The sequence below is a fragment of the Vibrio vulnificus CMCP6 genome (assembly GCF_000039765.1).
Lineage (GTDB): Bacteria > Pseudomonadota > Gammaproteobacteria > Enterobacterales > Vibrionaceae > Vibrio > Vibrio vulnificus_B.
Genome location: NC_004459.3, coordinates 1169998 through 1191651 on the forward strand (window position 1 = coordinate 1169998; position 21654 = coordinate 1191651).

The window sequence follows — 21654 nt, forward strand, 5'->3', positions numbered from 1 at the left end:
TCACAAAGTAAGTCAGGAAAGAGATGAAAGAAAGTTTGAAAAAAACGCTTGACTCTCGAAAATAGCGTTGTAAGATACGCACCCCTAACGAGGCGGTGGCAAAGCCACTAAGAAAGTTAGAAGCTCTTTAACAATTTAAACCTATCAATCTGTGTGGGCACTCGTTGATGATAATCCAAAAGATTTATCAATGAACTGAGTGACCAAAACGATACTAAGTATCGGCACAGTCAATTTATTCAGTATTCATTGAGCCGAAGCGAAAGCTTCAAAAAAACTTTTAATTGAAGAGTTTGATCATGGCTCAGATTGAACGCTGGCGGCAGGCCTAACACATGCAAGTCGAGCGGCAGCACAGAGAAACTTGTTTCTCGGGTGGCGAGCGGCGGACGGGTGAGTAATGCCTGGGAAATTGCCCTGATGTGGGGGATAACCATTGGAAACGATGGCTAATACCGCATGATGCCTACGGGCCAAAGAGGGGGACCTTCGGGCCTCTCGCGTCAGGATATGCCCAGGTGGGATTAGCTAGTTGGTGAGGTAAGGGCTCACCAAGGCGACGATCCCTAGCTGGTCTGAGAGGATGATCAGCCACACTGGAACTGAGACACGGTCCAGACTCCTACGGGAGGCAGCAGTGGGGAATATTGCACAATGGGCGCAAGCCTGATGCAGCCATGCCGCGTGTGTGAAGAAGGCCTTCGGGTTGTAAAGCACTTTCAGTTGTGAGGAAGGTGGTGTCGTTAATAGCGGCATCATTTGACGTTAGCAACAGAAGAAGCACCGGCTAACTCCGTGCCAGCAGCCGCGGTAATACGGAGGGTGCGAGCGTTAATCGGAATTACTGGGCGTAAAGCGCATGCAGGTGGTTTGTTAAGTCAGATGTGAAAGCCCGGGGCTCAACCTCGGAACTGCATTTGAAACTGGCAGACTAGAGTACTGTAGAGGGGGGTAGAATTTCAGGTGTAGCGGTGAAATGCGTAGAGATCTGAAGGAATACCGGTGGCGAAGGCGGCCCCCTGGACAGATACTGACACTCAGATGCGAAAGCGTGGGGAGCAAACAGGATTAGATACCCTGGTAGTCCACGCTGTAAACGATGTCTACTTGGAGGTTGTGGCCTTGAGCCGTGGCTTTCGGAGCTAACGCGTTAAGTAGACCGCCTGGGGAGTACGGTCGCAAGATTAAAACTCAAATGAATTGACGGGGGCCCGCACAAGCGGTGGAGCATGTGGTTTAATTCGATGCAACGCGAAGAACCTTACCTACTCTTGACATCCAGAGAAGCCAGCGGAGACGCTGGAGTGCCTTCGGGAACTCTGAGACAGGTGCTGCATGGCTGTCGTCAGCTCGTGTTGTGAAATGTTGGGTTAAGTCCCGCAACGAGCGCAACCCTTATCCTTGTTTGCCAGCGAGTAATGTCGGGAACTCCAGGGAGACTGCCGGTGATAAACCGGAGGAAGGTGGGGACGACGTCAAGTCATCATGGCCCTTACGAGTAGGGCTACACACGTGCTACAATGGCGCATACAGAGGGCGGCCAACTTGCGAAAGTGAGCGAATCCCAAAAAGTGCGTCGTAGTCCGGATTGGAGTCTGCAACTCGACTCCATGAAGTCGGAATCGCTAGTAATCGTGGATCAGAATGCCACGGTGAATACGTTCCCGGGCCTTGTACACACCGCCCGTCACACCATGGGAGTGGGCTGCAAAAGAAGTGGGTAGTTTAACCTTCGGGAGGACGCTCACCACTTTGTGGTTCATGACTGGGGTGAAGTCGTAACAAGGTAGCGCTAGGGGAACCTGGCGCTGGATCACCTCCTTATACGATGATTATTGCGATGAGTGTTCACACAGATTGATATGGTTTAGAAAGTTTAGAGTATCTTAGTGTCCCGTTCGTCTAGAGGCCTAGGACACCGCCCTTTCACGGCGGTAACAGGGGTTCGACTCCCCTACGGGATACCATGGGTCGTTAGCTCAGTTGGTAGAGCAGTTGACTTTTAATCAATTGGTCGCAGGTTCGAATCCTGCACGACCCACCATTTCCTTCCACGGGAAAACAAATAATGTGGGCGATTAGCTCAGTTGGGAGAGCACCTGCCTTACAAGCAGGGGGTCACTGGTTCGAACCCGGTATCGCCCACCATCTTTAAGCATTCTTGCGAGTGTGTTTAAAAATGGTTTCGAAAGAAATCTGCTCTTTAACAATTTGGAAAGCTGACAAAACAACAATTTATTGTTGTTTGTAAAGTTCTCAATGTTTGTCTTTAGGACAAACACCAACAAACACATTCAAGTGTTCTTGGGAAGGTCACTTTTAGTGACTATTCGAAATTGAGTCCGGCAAAATCAACGCTATCTCGCTCATTCAAATAATGAGATAGCAACTTTGGTTGTTTAACAAAGACCCTTTGGGGTTGTATGGTTAAGTGACTAAGCGTACACGGTGGATGCCTTGGCAGTCAGAGGCGATGAAGGACGTAGTAACTTGCGATAAGCGTAGATGAGGCAGTAACAGCCACTTGAGTCTACGATTTCCGAATGGGGAAACCCACTGGCATAAGCCAGTATCATTGAGTGAATACATAGCTCAATGAAGCGAACCGGGAGAACTGAAACATCTAAGTACCCCGAGGAAAAGAAATCAACCGAGATTCCGAAAGTAGCGGCGAGCGAAATTGGATTAGCCCTTAAGCTTTACATGTGTTAGACGAACGGTCTGGAAAGTCCGACGATACAGGGTGATAGTCCCGTAGTTGTAGATGCATGTTCAGTGAAATCGAGTAGGGCGGGACACGTGTTATCCTGTCTGAATATGGGGGGACCATCCTCCAAGGCTAAATACTCCTGACTGACCGATAGTGAACCAGTACCGTGAGGGAAAGGCGAAAAGAACCCCTGTGAGGGGAGTGAAATAGAACCTGAAACCGTGTACGTACAAGCAGTAGGAGCACCTTCGTGGTGTGACTGCGTACCTTTTGTATAATGGGTCAGCGACTTATATTCAGTGGCAAGGTTAACCATCTAGGGGAGCCGTAGGGAAACCGAGTCTTAACTGGGCGCCATAGTCTCTGGATATAGACCCGAAACCGAGTGATCTAGCCATGGGCAGGTTGAAGGTTGAGTAACATCAACTGGAGGACCGAACCGACTAATGTTGAAAAATTAGCGGATGACTTGTGGCTAGGGGTGAAAGGCCAATCAAACTCGGAGATAGCTGGTTCTCCCCGAAAGCTATTTAGGTAGCGCCTCGGACGAATACTACTGGGGGTAGAGCACTGTTAAGGCTAGGGGGTCATCCCGACTTACCAACCCTTTGCAAACTCCGAATACCAGTAAGTACTATCCGGGAGACACACGGCGGGTGCTAACGTCCGTCGTGGAGAGGGAAACAACCCAGACCGCCAGCTAAGGTCCCAAATTACAGCTAAGTGGGAAACGATGTGGGAAGGCTTAGACAGCTAGGATGTTGGCTTAGAAGCAGCCATCATTTAAAGAAAGCGTAATAGCTCACTAGTCGAGTCGGCCTGCGCGGAAGATGTAACGGGGCTAAGTTGTAAACCGAAGCTGCGGCAATGTTCTTTGAACATTGGGTAGGGGAGCGTTCTGTAAGCCGTTGAAGGTGTGTTGTAAAGCATGCTGGAGGTATCAGAAGTGCGAATGCTGACATGAGTAACGACAAGGGGGGTGAAAAACCTCCCCGCCGGAAGACCAAGGGTTCCTGTCCAACGTTAATCGGGGCAGGGTAAGTCGACCCCTAAGGCGAGGCCGAAAGGCGTAGTCGATGGGAAACGGGTTAATATTCCCGTACTTCTTACAATTGCGATGGGGGGACGGAGAAGGCTAGGTGGGCCTGGCGACGGTTGTCCAGGTTCAAGTGCGTAGGCTGAGTGTTTAGGTAAATCCGGATACTCTTAAGGCTGAGACACGACGTCGAGCTACTACGGTAGTGAAGTCATTGATGCCATGCTTCCAGGAAAAGCCTCTAAGCTTCAGATTGTAAGGAATCGTACCCCAAACCGACACAGGTGGTCGGGTAGAGAATACCAAGGCGCTTGAGAGAACTCGGGTGAAGGAACTAGGCAAAATGGTACCGTAACTTCGGGAGAAGGTACGCTCTTGATGGTGAAGTCCCTTGCGGATGGAGCTGACGAGAGTCGCAGATACCAGGTGGCTGCAACTGTTTATTAAAAACACAGCACTGTGCAAAATCGTAAGATGACGTATACGGTGTGACGCCTGCCCGGTGCCGGAAGGTTAATTGATGGGGTTAGCGTAAGCGAAGCTCTTGATCGAAGCCCCGGTAAACGGCGGCCGTAACTATAACGGTCCTAAGGTAGCGAAATTCCTTGTCGGGTAAGTTCCGACCTGCACGAATGGCGTAATGATGGCCACGCTGTCTCCACCCGAGACTCAGTGAAATTGAAATCGCTGTGAAGATGCAGTGTACCCGCGGCTAGACGGAAAGACCCCGTGAACCTTTACTACAGCTTGGCACTGAACATTGAACCTACATGTGTAGGATAGGTGGGAGGCTTTGAAGACGTGACGCCAGTTGCGTTGGAGCCGTCCTTGAAATACCACCCTTGTATGTTTGATGTTCTAACGTTGGCCCCTAATCGGGGTTGCGGACAGTGCCTGGTGGGTAGTTTGACTGGGGCGGTCTCCTCCCAAAGAGTAACGGAGGAGCACGAAGGTGGGCTAATCACGGTTGGACATCGTGAGGTTAGTGCAATGGCATAAGCCCGCTTAACTGCGAGAATGACGGTTCGAGCAGGTGCGAAAGCAGGTCATAGTGATCCGGTGGTTCTGAATGGAAGGGCCATCGCTCAACGGATAAAAGGTACTCCGGGGATAACAGGCTGATACCGCCCAAGAGTTCATATCGACGGCGGTGTTTGGCACCTCGATGTCGGCTCATCACATCCTGGGGCTGAAGTCGGTCCCAAGGGTATGGCTGTTCGCCATTTAAAGTGGTACGCGAGCTGGGTTTAGAACGTCGTGAGACAGTTCGGTCCCTATCTGCCGTGGGCGTTGGAAGATTGAAGGGGGCTGCTCCTAGTACGAGAGGACCGGAGTGGACGAACCTCTGGTGTTCGGGTTGTGTCGCCAGACGCATTGCCCGGTAGCTAAGTTCGGAATCGATAACCGCTGAAAGCATCTAAGCGGGAAGCGAGCCCTGAGATGAGTCTTCCCTGATACTTTAAGTATCCTGAAGGGTTGTTCGAGACTAGAACGTTGATAGGCAGGGTGTGTAAGCGCTGTGAGGCGTTGAGCTAACCTGTACTAATTGCCCGTGAGGCTTAACCATACAACACCCAAAGGGTTTTGATGGACTCGATGTAAGAACATTGAATGTGTAGAGAACATAAACAGCTTTCCAGATTTTTTGCTTTCACTTTTTTAGAAAAAGTGAAGACAAAAACAGAATTTGCTTGGCGACCATAGCGTTTTGGACCCACCTGAATCCATTCCGAACTCAGAAGTGAAACGAAATAGCGTCGATGGTAGTGTGGGGTTTCCCCATGTGAGAGTAGAACATCGCCAGGCTTTTAATTTAGACTTTAGGTCTAACCAGTGCGGAGCGGTAGTTCAGTTGGTTAGAATACCGGCCTGTCACGCCGGGGGTCGCGGGTTCGAGTCCCGTCCGCTCCGCCACTTATTCCAGACCTCAGCAGAAATGCTGAGGTCTTTTTGTATCGGTTGTATTATACCAATCTGGAAAATTAACTGGTCAGGTCTATCCATCTTCTCGAGCACATCTGTCTGACTCTGGCCGAACATTCCAAAAAACTATTCCAAGCCCTACATACTTTGGAGACAATGTCTTCGTAATCCGCAAAAGATTGATTGGCGAGGTAGTGTTGTCTTATACCAATCTGGAAAATTAACTGGTCAGGTCTATCCAGCTTCTCGAGCACATTTGTCTGACTCTGGCCGAACATTCCAAAAAACTATTCCAAGCCCTACATACTTTGGAGACAATGTCTTCGTAATCCGCAAAAGATTGATTGGCGAGAGAGTGTTGTCTTAACCAACTCCACACTTGTTCTATTGGGTTTAGCTCTGGTGAATATGGCGGGAGCTTGATGATACTGACATTGTCAAATGGCTCAGCAATGTCATTTGTATGCCAACCCGCGCCATCCATAATGACCACTGCGTGACGACCTTTTTCGGTCACCGCGGAGAGCTGCTTCAGATGCTCAACCATAATGTTCTTGTTAACCCAAGGAACGACCATTGCCTCACCAATACCTCTAGCGGGGCATACTGAGCCAAACAAATACGCATATTCAAACTGCTGCTGTTTTACCACTCTTGGTCTTGAGCCACGCTCAGCCCAAAGTCGAGTTGTCGTGTTTTGCTGGCCAAATCTTGCTTCATCTTGAAACCAGACATCGACGTTATCAAGCCCCATGTGGCCGGGGATCTTAAGGATCGTTTCAATTTTGAATTTTTTTAAAATCGTCTTGGATTTGCTGGGATTGACGAGGGTGCTTGGAGCGTGAAGTTATCCAAGCAAAGCCCATATGGTTGAGCAAGTAGTAGATCGAATCTGGGTGGTAGTGTTTGCCAAATTCATTAACGATATAAGCATGAATATCGTTACCAGTTAATCGACCGCCAGACGAATCCATCGCTCGAGCTTTTATATACTGACTTAATTGCTCTCGCTGCTCCGCGTTAAGAAATGCTGGGCGACCCGTTCCTGGTTTTTCCCTCACTCCTTCTTATCCTTGCTAGATGGCTATTAAATATCGCGGGAGTTTGCCGTCATTCGGGGAGTTCCACATATAAAAAAGCCCAACGTGTCGTTGGGCTTAAGTAGTGTTTTAAATGTGCTGTCAATGCTAGAGAATTCTCTTTAGTACGCCATCGGCTTTAATGCGAGTGATCTTTCGGACTAACTTCTGAACCACTTCCGGATATTCTTCGACTTTCTCAAGTTGTTTGTATGTACAAATTAACTGAGTGTGCTGGAGAATATTGTCGACCTCAGAATCAAACTGTTCTGTTAGTTGCGCAAAATCATCTCGGATCAACAAACCATTTTCGAGATCCAACGCCCAAGCCCTAGGATTGAGATTGTTTCCTGTCAGCAGCATGTAGCGTTTATCAACCCAAATGCCTTTAAGATGGAAGCTGTTATCGCCATCTTTCCAGAGTCGAATAGAAAGGTTTCTTGCTGCTATTTGAGCTTCATAAGCTTTAGCAAACTTGCGTAGGTTCAGCTCATATAAATAGGGTAAACCACCAATCGTCTTGAATTCTTTGTCTGGTGCGATGTAAAAGTCGTTAGCGGTCTTATCGCCTACAACAATCGTCACCTTTACGCCACGTTTTAACGCACGTTTCACGCCCTTCGCGATATCTTTAGGAAAGTTGAAGTAGGGCGTACATATGAATATTTCACTTTGAGCTGCATCAATCAACTTAGCGATGTTTTGATTGAGGAAATTACGCCTCTTTCCTAAGCCAACCATGGGGGTGATGGAAAATTGATGTTCGGCAGCCTCTTGAGATTCAAAGCGATACTTAGCGCGAGCTAACGCTGATCGAAATTGACGAATTGCGGTCTTAATTTCTTTGGTTTCGGGGCGATCTTCTTTTGCCAAATCATTCACGGCAGGGTGCGCTATCATTTCGTTCTGGACGAAATTGAACATGGTGTCTGCAAGAGATTCATTATGAATGACGTGGTATCGATCAAAGCGATAACGCTCACTGTACTGAAGGTAGACGTTGTTTAGGCTCGCTCCGCTGTAAATCACCGTATCGTCGACAATGAAGCCTTTTAGATGGAGTACACCAAAGACTTCCCTACCGCGAACTGGAATGCCGTAAACAGGGATTTTGTGTTGATATTTGTTCGCAAACGCTTTGTAAAGCGCAGCATTACCTTCAGATTTTTCAGCACCGATCAAGCCACGTTGTGCTCGGTGCCAATCAACGCATACGCTGATATCTAAACCCGGATTGCGTTGCTTAGCTTCGTATAGCGCTGTCAGTATTTCTCGCCCGGCCTCATCATCTTCGAGATACAAAGCCACTAGGCAGATACGAGAGGTCGCTTTTGCGATCGCATCTATCAAGCGAGTCCTGAAGTCTTTCGCTGTATGAAGAACTTCCAGAGCATCAGCATCCACAGCAATGCTGGGCAGCTGTGCAAAAGGATTCCTGCTAGCCATCATATGGGGTGTATTACCTTCGTTATGTGCAGTATTGCAAGCTGCCGATTCTACCAAATTTATTAAATCCAATACCAGAAAAGCGCGAATTCTTAGCGGATTTGTGCTTGATATTGCATAGGAACGAGATCTTTGCCACTTTCTGAATAGCGTAGAAACTTTTGTTTCAGTGAGTTAGGCAACTGTTCGGACGAAACCGTCACGAACGAATGTTGAGCATAAAAAGGTTCGAGGTGTCGATAAGCAAAGCAAAAGACCTTTTCGTTGAGAAGCTCTTCAGCACAGTACTTGAGCAAGCAATGCGCGATCCCTTTTTCTCGCTGGCTGGGTATGACCAGCATGCCGGTCATCAGTTGATGTTCTTCAACCCGACGAAAGCGTACAACGCCAATGGTCTGCTTATCTTGAATTGCTACGACAATCTGCTCATCTTTTTTTACCTTCGTGCCCGGATAATGGGCCTTATAGAGCTTTTTGATGATAGGAACTTTGATGGGGTCCAGTACTTCAAAGTGAATTGAATGTGTCATGGCACTGTGCCTGCGGGATAAGTGTTGTAGAATGGGCAAAGTTTAAGTTAATACGTTGATGCTATGCAAATTAAGCAAAATATCTCTTTAAAGCCGTACCATACTTTCGCCATTGAGCAATGTAGCCATTATCTGGTTGAGGTGGGTAGTGTGGATGAACTCGTCGACATCTACGCCAACCCAGATTTCCGTGAGTTGCCAAAGCTCATTCTTGGCAGTGGCAGCAATGTGCTCTTTACCCAGCCTTTTTCTGGTGTCGTGGTGGTGAATCGTCTTTCTGGCAAAACGTTAAGTGAGGACGAATCGTTTTACTATATCCACGCTGAGGGGGGAGAGGATTGGCCCAACTTGGTGGAGTGGTGTGTTCAACAAGGGATTGGTGGTTTAGAGAACCTTGCCTTGATTCCTGGTTGTGCAGGCTCGGCACCGATTCAGAATATCGGTGCTTATGGGGTTGAATTTAAGGATGTGTGCCAGTACGTGGATATTTTGATGCTGGACGATTTTTCTCAACGTCGCCTCAGTGCTGAAGAGTGTCAATTTGGCTATCGTGACTCAGTATTTAAGCATGCCCTCTATAATCAATGCGTAGTGATCGCGGTGGGGTTAAAATTGCCTAAAACGTGGCAAGCGAATAACAGTTACGGCCCGTTGCAGGAAATTGCAGAGCATGAACTTTCACCAATGAGTATCTTTCACAAAGTTTGTGAAGTTCGTAGAGAGAAATTGCCAGATCCAAAGCAGATCGGCAATGCTGGCAGCTTTTTTAAAAACCCCATTATCGATAAAGCCCATTGGCAGCAGCTAAAAGCTCAGTTTCCTAACATCGTTGCGTATCCTGCTGGTGAACAGATGAAAGTAGCCGCTGGATGGTTGATTGACCAGTGCGATTTTAAAGGGGTGCAAGTTGGTGGTGCTCAAGTGCACCCGAAACAAGCGTTAGTGTTGACTAATGCGCAGTCATGTACCGCGCAAGATATCATCCAGTTGGCCAGCCTTATTTGCGATGCGGTGTGGGACAAATATCAGATTGCACTTGAACATGAAGTTCGCTTTATCAGTACTGTCGGTGAGACCTGTTTAAGTGAGCTAAGAGTAGAGTCATGAGAAAAGAGCACGTTGTTAAACTGCATTTATTAAAACGCCTAGCCGATGGACAGTTTCATTCTGGAGAGACGTTGGGTCATGAACTTGGTATTTCTCGAGCGGCGATCTCAAAGCACATTAACGCATTGCAGGATTGGGGAGTCGATGTTTATCGAATTCAAGGGCGAGGCTATCAACTGGCTCAGCCGATGACGCTGCTTGATGAGCATCAGCTGGTTGAGCAAAGTGCAAATAATGTTGAAGTGATCCCTGTGATTGACTCAACCAATCAGTATCTACTGGAACGTATTGAAAACCTTCAAACAGGCCATGTTTGTTTGGCTGAGTATCAATCACAAGGGCGAGGCCGACGAGGGCGGCAGTGGTTTTCGCCTTTTGGCTCCAACCTGTATATGTCGATGTACTGGCGTCTGGACGCTGGGATGGCAGCAGCGATGGGATTGAGTCTTGTTGTGGGGATTGCTGCGGTTGAAGCGTTGGAAACATTAGGGGTTCAAGGTGTGAAACTGAAGTGGCCTAATGATGTCTACTACCAAGATAAGAAATTGGCCGGAATTTTGGTCGAGATGACTGGCCAAGCCGGAGGCGCTGCTCACTTGGTGATTGGAATGGGTCTAAACATGCAAATGCAGGCAGATTGTCATTCCATTGATCAACCGTGGACAGCGCTCAGCCAGATTGAATCTGGAGCAAGGCTAGATCGAACAGAACTGGCTTTGACGTTAATGGCGAAATGGCGTGAAGCCCTTTCTGAGTATGAACAATGTGGTTTAAACGGCTTCATCGAGCGTTGGAATCGATTGGATAACTTTAAAGGCCGCCAAGTTAAGTTATTGATTGGCCCTAGAGAAATTCATGGTGAAGTTCAAGGCATTGACAGTCAAGGTGGCGTTATTCTAAAAACCGTGGAAGGGATTCAAACATTTGTGGGTGGTGAAATCTCTTTGCGAGCTAACGATCAGTAACGAAATCGAATGGTATTCTGAGTCAGTGTCTCTATTTACGTAGCAGAATCTCTTCAACCAAGTGATTTGGGCCCTTGCGCAGAATCAGCTGAGCTCGCTCTTTGGTTGGCAAAATGTTTTCCGTTAAATTAATGCCGTTAATGTCTCGCCAAATCTGTTGCGCTTTCTCGATGGCTTGCTGCTCGCTAAGTTGAGTATAGTGACTAAAGTACGAGCCAGGTTGAGTAAACGCGCCTTTACGGAACTTGAGAAAGCGCTCCACATACCATTGTTCTATCGTATTGCTTTCAGCATCAACGTAAATTGAGAAATCGAGGAAATCAGAAACAAAAACACGATGAGGATCGTGTGGATAGTCCATGCCACTTTGCAGCACATTCAATCCTTCGATGATCAAAACATCGGGGCGATCTACTTTCTTTACTTCCTCCGTAATGTCGTAAGTAATATGCGAGTAAACAGGAACCTCAAGCTCCGGTTTACCTGCTTTGACATCAGAGACAAATTGCACCAGCTTCTTCATATCATAAGATTCTGGAAAGCCTTTCTTATGCATGATACCGCGTTGATCCAGCTCTTTCTTTGGATAGAGAAAACCATCAGTGGTGACCAGTTCGACTTTTGGATGATTTTCCCAGCGAGAGAGTAGAGCACATAAGACCCGAGCGGTGGTGCTCTTACCTACAGCCACACTGCCTGCGATACCGATGACGAAAGGAGGAGCGTGTTCATCATTATTCAAAAACTGATGGAGCACCGAATTGCGGCTCTGCCTTGCCTGCACATAAAGATTCAATAATCGGGAAAGAGGGAGATACACTTCCACGGCTTCTTGCATGGTGAGATTTTCATTGATCCCTTGCAATGCTTTTAAGTCTTCTTCAGACAACGTCATTGGCACTGAATTACGTAATTCAGACCAAGTCGCGCGACTAAATGACAAAAATGGGCTCATATGAACGCTTCCTTTCCATGTGAATCGTGAAAGAGAATGCAAAATACATCATGAGTAACAGAAAGCAAATGACAATAGTGAATCCTCATTGAAAAAAGAGAGAATTGTGTGATTTTGCGTCAGGTGATTCTGTTTTATCAAAAAATCAGATTTTTTTGTAAAAAAGCTATTGCAAGCAAAGAAATGATTCACTAGAATGCGCTCCACTTATGCCGACTTAGCTCAGTAGGTAGAGCAACTGACTTGTAATCAGTAGGTCACCAGTTCGATTCCGGTAGTCGGCACCATTCTCTCCCACTTAATAGTGATTGTAGTGAGAATGGTTGAAAAATTTGGAGGGGTTCCCGAGTGGCCAAAGGGAGCAGACTGTAAATCTGCCGGCTCCGCCTTCGATGGTTCGAATCCGTCCCCCTCCACCATATTCTTTAGGAAATAGCTCTCAGAGTTACGTGTTGCGGGCATCGTATAATGGCTATTACCTCAGCCTTCCAAGCTGATGATGCGGGTTCGATTCCCGCTGCCCGCTCCACTCACAATTTGAGTGCTGATATAGCTCAGGTGGTAGAGCGCATCCTTGGTAAGGATGAGGTCGGCAGTTCGAGTCTGCCTATCAGCACCAGCTCTCAAAGTTATTTCCTTTTGATATAAGATTTACCAATTATCTTTTTTGGTTGCGTGGTCAATTCGGGCCACCTAAATCCGTACCTAGAGGGACAACTCATGTCTAAAGAAAAATTTGAACGTGTAAAACCGCACGTAAACGTTGGTACTATCGGCCACGTTGACCACGGTAAAACAACTCTAACTGCAGCTATCTGTACTACTCTTGCAAAAGTTTACGGCGGTGCTGCTCGTGACTTCGCATCAATCGACAACGCTCCAGAAGAGCGTGAGCGTGGTATCACAATCTCTACTTCTCACGTAGAGTACGACACTCCAGCTCGCCACTACGCACACGTAGACTGTCCTGGACACGCTGACTATGTTAAAAACATGATCACTGGTGCTGCACAGATGGACGGTGGTATCCTAGTTGTTGCTGCGACAGATGGCCCAATGCCACAAACTCGTGAGCACATCCTACTAGGCCGTCAGGTTGGTATCCCTTACATCATCGTATTCATGAACAAATGTGACATGGTTGATGATGAAGAGCTTCTAGAGCTAGTAGAAATGGAAGTTCGTGAACTTCTATCTGAGTACGACTTCCCAGGTGATGACCTACCAGTTATCCAAGGTTCTGCACTAGGCGCACTAAACGGCGAAGAGCAGTGGGAAGCGAAAATCATCGAACTAGCTGAAGCTCTAGATACTTACATCCCAGAGCCAGAGCGTGCAATCGATCTACCATTCCTAATGCCAATCGAAGACGTATTCTCAATCCAAGGTCGTGGTACAGTAGTAACTGGCCGTATCGAGCGTGGTATTCTGAAAGTTGGTGATGAAGTAGCAATCGTAGGTATCAAAGATACTACAACTACTACATGTACTGGTGTTGAGATGTTCCGTAAGCTTCTAGACGAAGGTCGTGCGGGTGAGAACGTTGGTGCCCTACTACGTGGTACTAAGCGTGATGAAGTAGAACGTGGCCAAGTACTTGCTAAGCCAGGTTCAATCACTCCACACACTAAGTTCGAATCAGAAGTATACGTACTTTCTAAAGATGAAGGTGGTCGTCACACTCCATTCTTCAAAGGCTACCGTCCACAGTTCTACTTCCGTACAACTGACGTAACTGGTGATATCTCTCTACCAGAAGGCGTAGAAATGGTAATGCCTGGTGACAACATCCAAATGGTTGTTGAGCTAATCTCTCCAATCGCGATGGACGAAGGTCTACGTTTCGCGATCCGTGAAGGTGGCCGTACTGTTGGTGCTGGTGTTGTTGCTAAAATCTTTGAATAAGATTTGACGAACAGCTAGTAAAAAGGGCATCATTTGATGCCCTTTTTCTACGCTCAATATAATTTTTGCTGCTTTATTGTGCAGGGTTATCTTGAGTGAAGAAGAATTGATTGAGAAGTGAAGCTTAATCAGAATAAATACGCTGTCGCTAACTGTGTGCAGCGATATGGAGTTTGCCCTGCAACAGCGGGGTTATTGTCGTCTATATTAAGACTTGTGACAGGTTGGTTTTATGAAAGCAAATAATGCTGAAACTCCTGATAGCTCTAATGCAGCAGATACCTTTAAGTGGGTAACCACTTTTGTACTGCTTGCTGCCGCTGTTGTGGGTAATTACCTGTATGGTGAACTTTCTGTGGTGATTCGCGCTGCAGGTGTTGTTGTACTTATTGCTGCTGCGCTTGGTGTGGCTGCAACAACAACAAAAGGTAAAGAAGCGATTGTGTTTGCCAAAGAATCACGTATGGAAGTGCGCAAAGTCGTTTGGCCTACTCGCCAAGAAACTATGCAAACAACGTTGATCGTTTTGGCTGTAAGTATTGTAATGGCTCTGGTTCTGTGGGGCATTGACGGCATCATGGTTCGTCTAATTGCTTTCGCAACTGGGGTATAGAGGGTTTTAATTCATGAGTGAAGCTCCTAAAAAACGCTGGTATGTGGTTCAAGCCTTCTCTGGATTTGAAGGCCGTGTCGCTCAGTCTCTTCGTGAGCATATCAAAATGCACGGTATGGAAGAGTATTTTGGTGAAGTTCTAGTGCCGACTGAAGAAGTCGTAGAAATGCGTGCAGGTCAACGCCGTAAGTCTGAGCGTAAGTTCTTCCCTGGTTACGTCCTTGTTCAAATGATTATGAATGATGAATCATGGCACCTCGTTCGTAGTGTGCCGCGTGTCATGGGCTTCATTGGTGGTACTTCTGACCGTCCAGCTCCGATTTCTGATAAAGAAGCGGATGCGATTCTTAATCGCCTAGAGAAAGCGAGTGAAGCGCCTCGTCCACGTACTATGTACGAAGTGGGTGAAGTGGTTCGTGTTAACGAAGGTCCATTTGCTGACTTTAACGGCACGGTTGAAGAAGTGGATTATGAGAAGAGCCGCCTGAAAGTGTCTGTATCGATCTTTGGTCGAGCGACACCGGTAGAGCTTGAATTTGGTCAGGTTGAAAAACTTGATTAAAAAAGCACCTTAATTGGGCTTGTACTAGGCGCGAATTATGACTATAATTTCGCGCCTTTTTGCTTCTATTGAGCAAAAAGTTTTGTTGATAACGGGGAGCTGATCAAAGATTAGCGTTTGAACCCAAGAATTAGGTATTATCATGGCTAAAAAAGTTGAAGCTTATATCAAGCTGCAAGTTGCTGCTGGTATGGCAAACCCAAGTCCACCGGTTGGTCCAGCACTAGGTCAACGTGGTGTTAACATCATGGAATTCTGTAAAGCGTTCAACGCAAAAACAGAATCAATGGAAAAAGGTCTTCCTGTTCCTGTTGTTATCACTGTATACAGCGACCGTTCTTTCACGTTCGTAACTAAGACTTCACCTGCTGCAGTTCTACTGAAGAAAGCTGCTGGTATCAAGTCTGGTTCAGGTCGTCCAAACACTGAAAAAGTGGGTACTGTAACTGACGCTCAAATCCAAGAAATCGCAGAAGCTAAAGCTGCTGATATGACTGGTGCTGACATCGAAGCGATGAAGCGTTCTATCGCAGGTACTGCTCGTTCAATGGGCCTAGTGGTAGAGGGTTAATATCATGGCAAAACTAACTAAGCGCATGCGCGTTATCCGCGAAAAAGTTGATGTAACTCGTGAATACGAAATCAACGAAGCTGTTGCTCTTCTTAAAGAACTAGCGACTGCTAAGTTTGTTGAGTCTGTTGATGTTGCTGTAAACCTAGGCATCGATGCTCGTAAATCTGACCAAAACGTACGTGGTGCAACTGTACTGCCACACGGTACTGGCCGTGACATCCGCGTTGCAGTATTTGCACAAGGTGCAAACGCTGAAGCAGCTAAAGAAGCTGGCGCAGATATCGTTGGTATGGAAGATCTAGCTGAGCAAGTTAAGAAAGGCGAAATGAACTTCGACGTAGTTGTTGCTTCTCCTGATGCAATGCGCGTTGTAGGTCAACTAGGTACTATCCTAGGCCCTCGCGGTCTAATGCCAAACCCTAAAGTTGGTACTGTAACTCCTAACGTTGCTGAAGCGGTTAAGAACGCTAAAGCTGGTCAGGTTCGTTACCGTAACGACAAAAACGGTATCATCCACACTACTATCGGTAAAGTAGACTTCTCTGCTGAGCAAATCAAAGAGAACCTAGAAGCACTTCTAGTTGCTCTTAAGAAAGCTAAGCCATCTTCAGCTAAGGGTTCTTACCTGAAGAAAGTAAGCATCTCTACTACGATGGGTGCTGGTGTTGCTGTTGATCAGGGTACCCTGAACACTCAAGCATAATCTATTTGCTTAGGCGCAAAAATTATGTATAATTTTGCGCCTAATATTTGTGGTTGGGGCTGAACTTTGGTTCTTTGAGTAATTTGTTACTCTATGAATTAAGACCCAGTCTCCGTCCAAGACCGTAGGTGCCAGTTTTCGAACTGACTTAATTTTCCTACGTAGATGGTGCCCGAACTGACAGAAAGCTCTATGTAAATAGTTACCTTTCTTCTGGGAAAAGCACCTCAATAGCTCTCACTGTTGTGATAATAGTGAGTGGTGTAACAACAACCAGGAGTTAATCCAAGATGGCTTTAAATCTTCAAGACAAAAAAGCAATTGTTGCTGAAGTCAACGAAGCTGCCGCTGGTGCACTTTCTGCAGTTGTAGCTGACTCTCGTGGCGTATCTGTTGATGCGATGACTACTCTACGTAAACAAGCTCGTGAAGCGGGTGTTTACATGAAAGTTGTTCGTAACACACTAGCACGCCGTGCGGTTGAAGGTACTCAGTATGAGTGTCTAACTGACACTTTCACTGGTCCTTCTCTAATCGCGTTCTCTAACGAGCACCCAGGTGCTGCAGCGCGTCTTTTCAAAGACTTCGCTAAAGAGAACAAAAAATTCGAGATCAAAGCTGCTGCATTTGAAGGCGCGCTAACTGACGCTGAAGTTCTAGCAACGCTACCAACTTACGACGAAGCAATCGCACGTCTAATGATGTGTCTGAAAGAAGCTTCTGCAGGCAAGCTGGTTCGTACTATCGCTGCTATCCGCGATCAAAAAGAAGCTGCGTAATTCGCATTGCTTTTTACTGGTTGCTTAATAAACTTATTGTTGACTTAAAAGAGAATTGTTATGTCTATTACTAACGAGCAAATCCTAGACGCTATCGCAGAAATGTCTGTAACACAAGTTGTTGAACTAATCTCTGCAATGGAAGAAAAATTCGGTGTTACTGCAGCTGCTGCTGTAGTTGCAGGTGGCGCAGCAGCTGGTGCAGCTGTTGAAGAGCAAACTGAATTCAACGTTATCCTAGCTTCTGCTGGTGCTAACAAAGTTGCTGTAATCAAAGCAGTACGTGGCGCAACTGGTCTTGGCCTGAAAGAAGCTAAAGCTCTAGTTGACGGCGCTCCAGCAGCACTGAAAGAAGGCGTTGAGAAAGCTGAAGCTGAAGCTCTTAAGAAAGAGCTAGAAGAAGCTGGTGCAACTGTTGAGATCAAGTAATTATTACTTAGTCTCCTAGCCTAACGGCTAATGGCTGGTGGTTTTTTAACCACCGGCCTTTTTGCGCTGTAGGGTATAGGCGAATTTTCCTGCTGTTTAAGCGCCTTTATCCAAGCAAAAAACATTTCATTCATTCGCAATGAAATGTCACTACAGTAAACAGTTATATTAGTCTCTGTCCCTTACCCCCCTTAAGAAACTAGGAGCGGGCGGACAGTTTGGGTCACTTATCAGCGAGCTGAGGAACCCCATGGTTTACTCTTATACCGAGAAAAAGCGCATCCGTAAGGACTTTGGTACTCGTCCACAAGTTTTGGACATTCCATACCTGCTATCGATCCAGCTCGATTCGTTCGATAAATTTATCGAACAGGATCCTGAAGGACAGTACGGTCTTGAGGCTGCTTTCCGTTCTGTATTCCCTATTCAGAGCTACAATGGTAATTCTGAGCTGCAATACGTTAGCTACCGTCTTGGTGAGCCAGTTTTTGATGTTAAAGAATGTCAAATCCGTGGTGTAACTTATTCAAAACCACTTCGCGTAAAGCTACGCCTAGTTATTTTTGATAAAGACGCGCCTGCAGGCACTGTAAAAGACATTAAAGAACAAGAAGTCTACATGGGTGAAATTCCACTCATGACAGACAATGGTACCTTTGTGATTAACGGTACCGAGAGGGTTATCGTATCTCAGCTACATCGAAGCCCAGGTGTGTTCTTCGACAGCGACAAAGGTAAGACTCACTCTTCTGGTAAAGTTCTGTACAACGCGCGTATCATTCCTTACCGTGGTTCATGGCTTGATTTTGAGTTTGATCCTAAGGACAACCTGTACGTACGTATCGACCGTCGTCGTAAGCTACCATCAACCATCATTCTTCGTGCACTAGGTAAGAGCACTGAAGAGATCTTGGATACTTTCTTCGAAAAAGTGAATTTCGAAGTGAAAGACCAGACGCTAATGATGGAGTTGGTACCAGATCGCCTACGTGGTGAAACGGCAACGTTTGATATCGAAGCAAACGGCACTGTCTATGTAGAGAAAGGTCGTCGTGTTACGGCACGCCACATCCGTCAACTTGAAAAAGAAGGCGTTGATCAGATCGAAGTACCGGTTGAGTACATCGTAGGCAAAGTGTCGTCAAAAGATTACATCAATGAAGCGACTGGCGAGATCATCGTTGCAGCGAACCAGGAAATCAGCCTTGAAGCATTGGCTAAGCTATCTCAAGCTGGCCACAAGCAGCTAGAAGTCCTGTTTACAAACGATCTAGACCATGGTCCATTCATGTCAGAAACACTACGCATCGACAGCTCTGTTGATCGTATTTCTGCACTGGTAGAAATCTACCGCATGATGCGCCCTGGTGAGCCACCAACGAAAGAAGCTGCTGAAGCTCTATTCGAAAGCTTGTTCTTCTCTGAAGAGCGTTATGACCTATCGACTGTTGGTCGTATGAAGTTCAACAGCTCCATTGGCCGTGATGATGCAGAAGAGCAAGGCACACTTGATGAAACTGACATCATCGAAGTGATGAAGAAGCTGATCGCTATCCGTAACGGTAAAGGCGAAGTGGACGATATCGACCACCTAGGTAACCGCCGTATCCGTTCTGTTGGTGAAATGGCTGAAAACCAATTCCGTGTTGGTCTAGTACGTGTTGAACGTGCAGTGAAAGAACGTCTGAGCCTAGGCGATCTTGACGCAGTGATGCCACAAGACTTGATCAATGCGAAGCCAATTTCTGCGGCAGTAAAAGAGTTCTTTGGCTCTTCTCAGCTGTCTCAGTTTATGGACCAAAACAACCCGCTATCAGAAGTCACGCACAAGCGTCGTATTTCTGCATTGGGTCCTGGTGGTCTTACTCGTGAGCGTGCTGGTTTCGAAGTTCGAGACGTACACGTAACTCACTACGGCCGCCTATGTCCGATCGAAACGCCTGAAGGTCCAAACATCGGTCTGATCAACTCTCTATCAGCATTTGCACGTTGTAACGAGTACGGCTTCCTAGAGACGCCATACCGTCGTGTTGTTGATGGTGTTGTGACAGACGAAGTGGATTACCTATCAGCGATCGAAGAAGGTCAATTTGTTATCGCTCAGGCGAACGCGAAGCTGAACGAAGATGGTACTTTCGCTGATGAGCTTATCACTGCTCGTCAAAAAGGCGAATCTGGTCTGCACCCACGTGAACATGTTGATTACATGGACGTTGCAACCAACCAGGTCGTATCTATCGCAGCATCGCTAATCCCGTTCCTAGAACACGACGATGCTAACCGCGCTCTAATGGGTGCGAACATGCAACGTCAGGCGGTTCCTACTCTGAAAGCAGAGAAACCACTTGTAGGTACAGGTATTGAGCGTAACGTAGCGGTTGACTCTGGTGTAACGTCGGTTGCTAAACGCGGCGGTATTATCCAGTCAGTTGACGCATCTCGTATCGTGGTGAAGGTTAATGAAGAAGAGTTGATTCCTGGCGAAGCTGGTATCGATATCTACAACCTAACCAAATACACTCGTTCTAACCAAAACACTTGTATCAACCAACGTCCATGTGTGATGCCGGGTGAACCAGTGCTACGTGGTGATGTGCTTGCTGATGGTCCTTCAACAGACCTAGGTGAACTTGCACTTGGTCAGAACATGCGTATCGCGTTCATGCCTTGGAACGGTTACAACTTCGAAGACTCGATCTTAGTATCTGAGCGCGTAGTTCAAGAAGACCGCTTCACGACTATCCACATTCAAGAACTGACTTGTGTGGCGCGTGATACCAAGCTGGGTTCGGAAGAAATCACAGCGGATATTCCAAACGTAGGTGAATCTGCTCTGTCTAAATTAGACGAGTCAGGTATTGTTTACATCGGTGCTGAAGTGAAGGGTGGCGACATCCTAGTTGGTAAAGTAACGCCAAAAGGTGAAACTCAGCTAACGCCTGAAGAGAAGCTACTACGTGCAATCTTTGGTGAAAAAGCATCTGACGTTAAAGATACGTCACTACGTGTACCAAACTCTGTTTCAGGTACCATCATCGACGTTCAAGTTTTCACTCGCGATGGCGTAGAGAAAGACAAGCGTGCGCTTGAAATTGAACAGATGCAGCTGAAAGAAGCGAAGAAAGACCTTACTGAAGAATTCCAGATTCTGGAAGGCGGTCTTCTAAACCGTGTTAAAGCGGTTCTTCTATCAGGTGGTTACTCTGAAGCGAAGCTAGATACAACTGATCGTAAGAAGTGGCTAGAACTGACTCTTGAAGACGACGCACTGCAAACTCAGCTTGAGCAACTTGCAGAGCAGTACGACGAGCTAAAAGCAGACTTCGATAAGAAGTTTGAAACCAAGCGTCGTAAGATCACTCAAGGTGATGACCTAGCGCCTGGCGTACTGAAGATCGTTAAAGTTTACCTAGCGGTGAAACGTCGTATCCAGCCTGGTGATAAGATGGCGGGTCGTCACGGTAACAAGGGTGTAATCTCTAAGATCAACCCTGTTGAAGACATGCCATACGATGAGAAAGGTCAGCCTGTAGACATCGTACTTAACCCATTGGGTGTACCTTCGCGTATGAACATCGGTCAGATCCTAGAAGTACACTTGGGTCTAGCAGCGAAAGGTATTGGTGACAAGATCAACCAGATGGTGAAAGAGCAGCAAGAACTCGCGAAATTCCGTGAATTCCTGCAAAAAGTTTATGATCTAGGCGAAACTCGCCAGAAAGTAGACATTGCTTCTCTGTCTGATGAAGAAGTTCGTACTCTGATTGGCAACCTACGTGGTGGCTTACCGATTGCGACTCCAGTATTTGACGGTGCGTCTGAAGCATCAATCAAAGAGCTACTGAAACTTGGCGGTCTGCCAGAGTCCGGTCAGCTAACTCTGTTTGATGGTCGCACAGGTGATGCGTTTGAGCGTCCTGTAACCGTAGGTTACATGTACATGCTGAAACTGAACCACCTTGTAGATGACAAGATGCACGCACGTTCTACTGGCTCGTACAGTCTGGTAACTCAGCAACCACTAGGTGGTAAAGCTCAGTTCGGTGGTCAGCGTTTCGGTGAGATGGAAGTATGGGCACTAGAAGCATACGGTGCTGCTTACACGCTACAAGAAATGCTAACGGTTAAGTCGGATGACGTTAACGGCCGTACTAAGATGTACAAAAACATCGTAGATGGTAACCACGCGATGGAACCAGGCATGCCTGAATCGTTCAACGTACTGTTGAAAGAGATCCGCTCGCTAGGTATCAACATCGAGCTAGAAGACGAACAGTAATCCGTCCGGGTTATTTGGTAGAAAGCAGCCAGTTTCACACGGCTGGCTGCTTTTAACTC

15 protein-coding genes, 8 tRNA genes and 3 rRNA genes are annotated in these 21654 nt (G+C 46.8%); 21 read left to right on the plus strand and 5 right to left on the minus strand.

Annotation, left to right across the window (positions count from 1 at the left end):
• Positions 1-281 precede the first annotated feature (281 nt).
• The 7 genes from VV1_RS05595 to VV1_RS05625 all read left to right on the plus strand — a co-directional run bounded on the left by VV1_RS05595 (position 282) and on the right by VV1_RS05625 (position 5660).
• A 16S ribosomal RNA gene (locus tag VV1_RS05595) occupies positions 282-1824 on the plus strand.
• Positions 1825-1891: 67 nt separating this feature from the next.
• Positions 1892-1967: transfer RNA gene (locus VV1_RS05600), tRNA-Glu, on the plus strand.
• Between the two features lies 1 nt (position 1968).
• Positions 1969-2044, plus strand: a tRNA-Lys gene (locus VV1_RS05605).
• A gap of 28 nt (positions 2045-2072) precedes the next feature.
• A tRNA-Val gene (locus tag VV1_RS05610) sits at positions 2073-2148 on the plus strand.
• A gap of 277 nt (positions 2149-2425) precedes the next feature.
• Positions 2426-5313 (plus strand): 23S ribosomal RNA (locus tag VV1_RS05615).
• Between the two features lie 123 nt (positions 5314-5436).
• Positions 5437-5552: ribosomal RNA gene (rrf, locus tag VV1_RS05620) — 5S ribosomal RNA — on the plus strand.
• Together the 16S, 23S and 5S rRNA genes with 4 tRNA genes alongside form the textbook arrangement of a ribosomal RNA operon.
• Before the next feature lie 31 nt (positions 5553-5583).
• Positions 5584-5660, plus strand: a tRNA-Asp gene (locus VV1_RS05625).
• Between the two features lie 229 nt (positions 5661-5889).
• Here the strand turns inward: VV1_RS05625 and VV1_RS05630 are convergent.
• The 4 genes from VV1_RS05630 to VV1_RS05645 all read right to left on the minus strand — a co-directional run bounded on the left by VV1_RS05630 (position 5890) and on the right by VV1_RS05645 (position 8724).
• Positions 5890-6423, minus strand: coding sequence for an IS630 family transposase (locus VV1_RS05630; RefSeq protein ID WP_011079187.1), 534 nt, complete (start codon positions 6421-6423; stop codon positions 5890-5892).
• A 25-nt stretch (positions 6424-6448) separates the two neighbouring features.
• A complete protein-coding gene (locus tag VV1_RS05635; RefSeq protein ID WP_013570954.1) occupies positions 6449-6730 on the minus strand; it encodes a helix-turn-helix domain-containing protein in 282 nt (93 codons plus the stop codon).
• A gap of 126 nt (positions 6731-6856) precedes the next feature.
• On the minus strand, positions 6857-8197 hold the full coding sequence (gene pssA, locus VV1_RS05640; RefSeq protein ID WP_011079189.1) for a CDP-diacylglycerol--serine O-phosphatidyltransferase: 1341 nt from the start codon (positions 8195-8197) through the stop codon (positions 6857-6859).
• A gap of 89 nt (positions 8198-8286) precedes the next feature.
• Entirely contained in the window at positions 8287-8724 is a 438-nt protein-coding gene (locus VV1_RS05645; protein WP_011079190.1) for a GNAT family N-acetyltransferase, read from the minus strand.
• 63 nt (positions 8725-8787) lie between these two features.
• On the opposite strand from VV1_RS05645, the gene murB reads away from it, so the two are divergent.
• Positions 8788-9831, plus strand: coding sequence for a UDP-N-acetylmuramate dehydrogenase (gene murB, locus VV1_RS05650; RefSeq protein ID WP_011079191.1), 1044 nt, complete (start codon positions 8788-8790; stop codon positions 9829-9831).
• Positions 9828-10796: a bifunctional biotin--[acetyl-CoA-carboxylase] ligase/biotin operon repressor BirA gene (birA, locus tag VV1_RS05655; RefSeq protein ID WP_011079192.1), complete on the plus strand. Its 969-nt coding sequence runs from the start codon at positions 9828-9830 to the stop codon at positions 10794-10796. Before murB ends, birA begins: the two co-directional genes overlap by 4 nt.
• A gap of 31 nt (positions 10797-10827) precedes the next feature.
• On the opposite strand, the gene coaA is transcribed toward birA, so the two are convergent.
• On the minus strand, positions 10828-11751 hold the full coding sequence (coaA, locus tag VV1_RS05660) for a type I pantothenate kinase (RefSeq protein WP_011079193.1): 924 nt from the start codon (positions 11749-11751) through the stop codon (positions 10828-10830).
• A gap of 211 nt (positions 11752-11962) precedes the next feature.
• Here coaA and VV1_RS05665 point away from each other — a divergent pair.
• The 12 genes from VV1_RS05665 to rpoB all read left to right on the plus strand — a co-directional run bounded on the left by VV1_RS05665 (position 11963) and on the right by rpoB (position 21595).
• Positions 11963-12038, plus strand: a tRNA-Thr gene (locus tag VV1_RS05665).
• A 47-nt stretch (positions 12039-12085) separates the two neighbouring features.
• Positions 12086-12170: transfer RNA gene (locus VV1_RS05670), tRNA-Tyr, on the plus strand.
• 35 nt (positions 12171-12205) lie between these two features.
• Positions 12206-12280, plus strand: a tRNA-Gly gene (locus VV1_RS05675).
• A gap of 14 nt (positions 12281-12294) precedes the next feature.
• Positions 12295-12370, plus strand: a tRNA-Thr gene (locus tag VV1_RS05680).
• Between the two features lie 101 nt (positions 12371-12471).
• Positions 12472-13656: an elongation factor Tu gene (gene tuf / locus VV1_RS05685; protein ID WP_011079194.1), complete on the plus strand. Its 1185-nt coding sequence runs from the start codon at positions 12472-12474 to the stop codon at positions 13654-13656.
• A 232-nt stretch (positions 13657-13888) separates the two neighbouring features.
• Positions 13889-14269 carry a preprotein translocase subunit SecE gene (gene secE, locus VV1_RS05690; RefSeq protein WP_011079195.1) on the plus strand — a complete coding sequence of 127 codons (381 nt, stop codon included), beginning with the start codon at positions 13889-13891 and terminating at the stop codon, positions 14267-14269.
• 13 nt (positions 14270-14282) lie between these two features.
• The gene (nusG, locus tag VV1_RS05695) at positions 14283-14831 is read left to right on the plus strand and encodes a transcription termination/antitermination protein NusG (RefSeq protein WP_011079196.1); all 549 of its coding nucleotides are present in this window, start codon (positions 14283-14285) and stop codon (positions 14829-14831) included.
• Positions 14832-14973: 142 nt separating this feature from the next.
• Positions 14974-15402: a 50S ribosomal protein L11 gene (gene rplK / locus VV1_RS05700; RefSeq protein ID WP_011079197.1), complete on the plus strand. Its 429-nt coding sequence runs from the start codon at positions 14974-14976 to the stop codon at positions 15400-15402.
• Positions 15403-15406: 4 nt separating this feature from the next.
• Positions 15407-16108: a 50S ribosomal protein L1 gene (gene rplA / locus VV1_RS05705; protein WP_011079198.1), complete on the plus strand. Its 702-nt coding sequence runs from the start codon at positions 15407-15409 to the stop codon at positions 16106-16108.
• Positions 16109-16398: 290 nt separating this feature from the next.
• The gene (gene rplJ, locus VV1_RS05710; RefSeq protein ID WP_011079199.1) at positions 16399-16887 is read left to right on the plus strand and encodes a 50S ribosomal protein L10; all 489 of its coding nucleotides are present in this window, start codon (positions 16399-16401) and stop codon (positions 16885-16887) included.
• A gap of 60 nt (positions 16888-16947) precedes the next feature.
• The gene (rplL, locus tag VV1_RS05715; RefSeq protein ID WP_011079200.1) at positions 16948-17316 is read left to right on the plus strand and encodes a 50S ribosomal protein L7/L12; all 369 of its coding nucleotides are present in this window, start codon (positions 16948-16950) and stop codon (positions 17314-17316) included.
• Between the two features lie 250 nt (positions 17317-17566).
• Positions 17567-21595: a DNA-directed RNA polymerase subunit beta gene (rpoB, locus tag VV1_RS05720; RefSeq protein ID WP_011079201.1), complete on the plus strand. Its 4029-nt coding sequence runs from the start codon at positions 17567-17569 to the stop codon at positions 21593-21595.
• Positions 21596-21654: the final 59 nt, after the last annotated feature.

What these genes read in the sequence shown, in the direction of transcription:
- murB (WP_011079191.1), top strand. Translation starts at nt 8,788, where the DNA reads ATGCAAATTAAGCAAAATATCTCTTTAAAGCCGTACCATACTTTCGCC.
- rplL (WP_011079200.1), top strand. Translation starts at nt 16,948, where the DNA reads ATGTCTATTACTAACGAGCAAATCCTAGACGCTATCGCAGAAATGTCT.
- pssA (WP_011079189.1), bottom strand. Translation starts at nt 8,197, where the DNA reads ATGATGGCTAGCAGGAATCCTTTTGCACAGCTGCCCAGCATTGCTGTG.
- secE (WP_011079195.1), top strand. Translation starts at nt 13,889, where the DNA reads ATGAAAGCAAATAATGCTGAAACTCCTGATAGCTCTAATGCAGCAGAT.
- tuf (WP_011079194.1), top strand. Translation starts at nt 12,472, where the DNA reads ATGTCTAAAGAAAAATTTGAACGTGTAAAACCGCACGTAAACGTTGGT.
- rpoB (WP_011079201.1), top strand. Translation starts at nt 17,567, where the DNA reads ATGGTTTACTCTTATACCGAGAAAAAGCGCATCCGTAAGGACTTTGGT.
- nusG (WP_011079196.1), top strand. Translation starts at nt 14,283, where the DNA reads ATGAGTGAAGCTCCTAAAAAACGCTGGTATGTGGTTCAAGCCTTCTCT.
- VV1_RS05645 (WP_011079190.1), bottom strand. Translation starts at nt 8,724, where the DNA reads ATGACACATTCAATTCACTTTGAAGTACTGGACCCCATCAAAGTTCCT.
- rplA (WP_011079198.1), top strand. Translation starts at nt 15,407, where the DNA reads ATGGCAAAACTAACTAAGCGCATGCGCGTTATCCGCGAAAAAGTTGAT.
- rplK (WP_011079197.1), top strand. Translation starts at nt 14,974, where the DNA reads ATGGCTAAAAAAGTTGAAGCTTATATCAAGCTGCAAGTTGCTGCTGGT.
- VV1_RS05630 (WP_011079187.1), bottom strand. Translation starts at nt 6,423, where the DNA reads ATGGGGCTTGATAACGTCGATGTCTGGTTTCAAGATGAAGCAAGATTT.
- birA (WP_011079192.1), top strand. Translation starts at nt 9,828, where the DNA reads ATGAGAAAAGAGCACGTTGTTAAACTGCATTTATTAAAACGCCTAGCC.
- rplJ (WP_011079199.1), top strand. Translation starts at nt 16,399, where the DNA reads ATGGCTTTAAATCTTCAAGACAAAAAAGCAATTGTTGCTGAAGTCAAC.
- coaA (WP_011079193.1), bottom strand. Translation starts at nt 11,751, where the DNA reads ATGAGCCCATTTTTGTCATTTAGTCGCGCGACTTGGTCTGAATTACGT.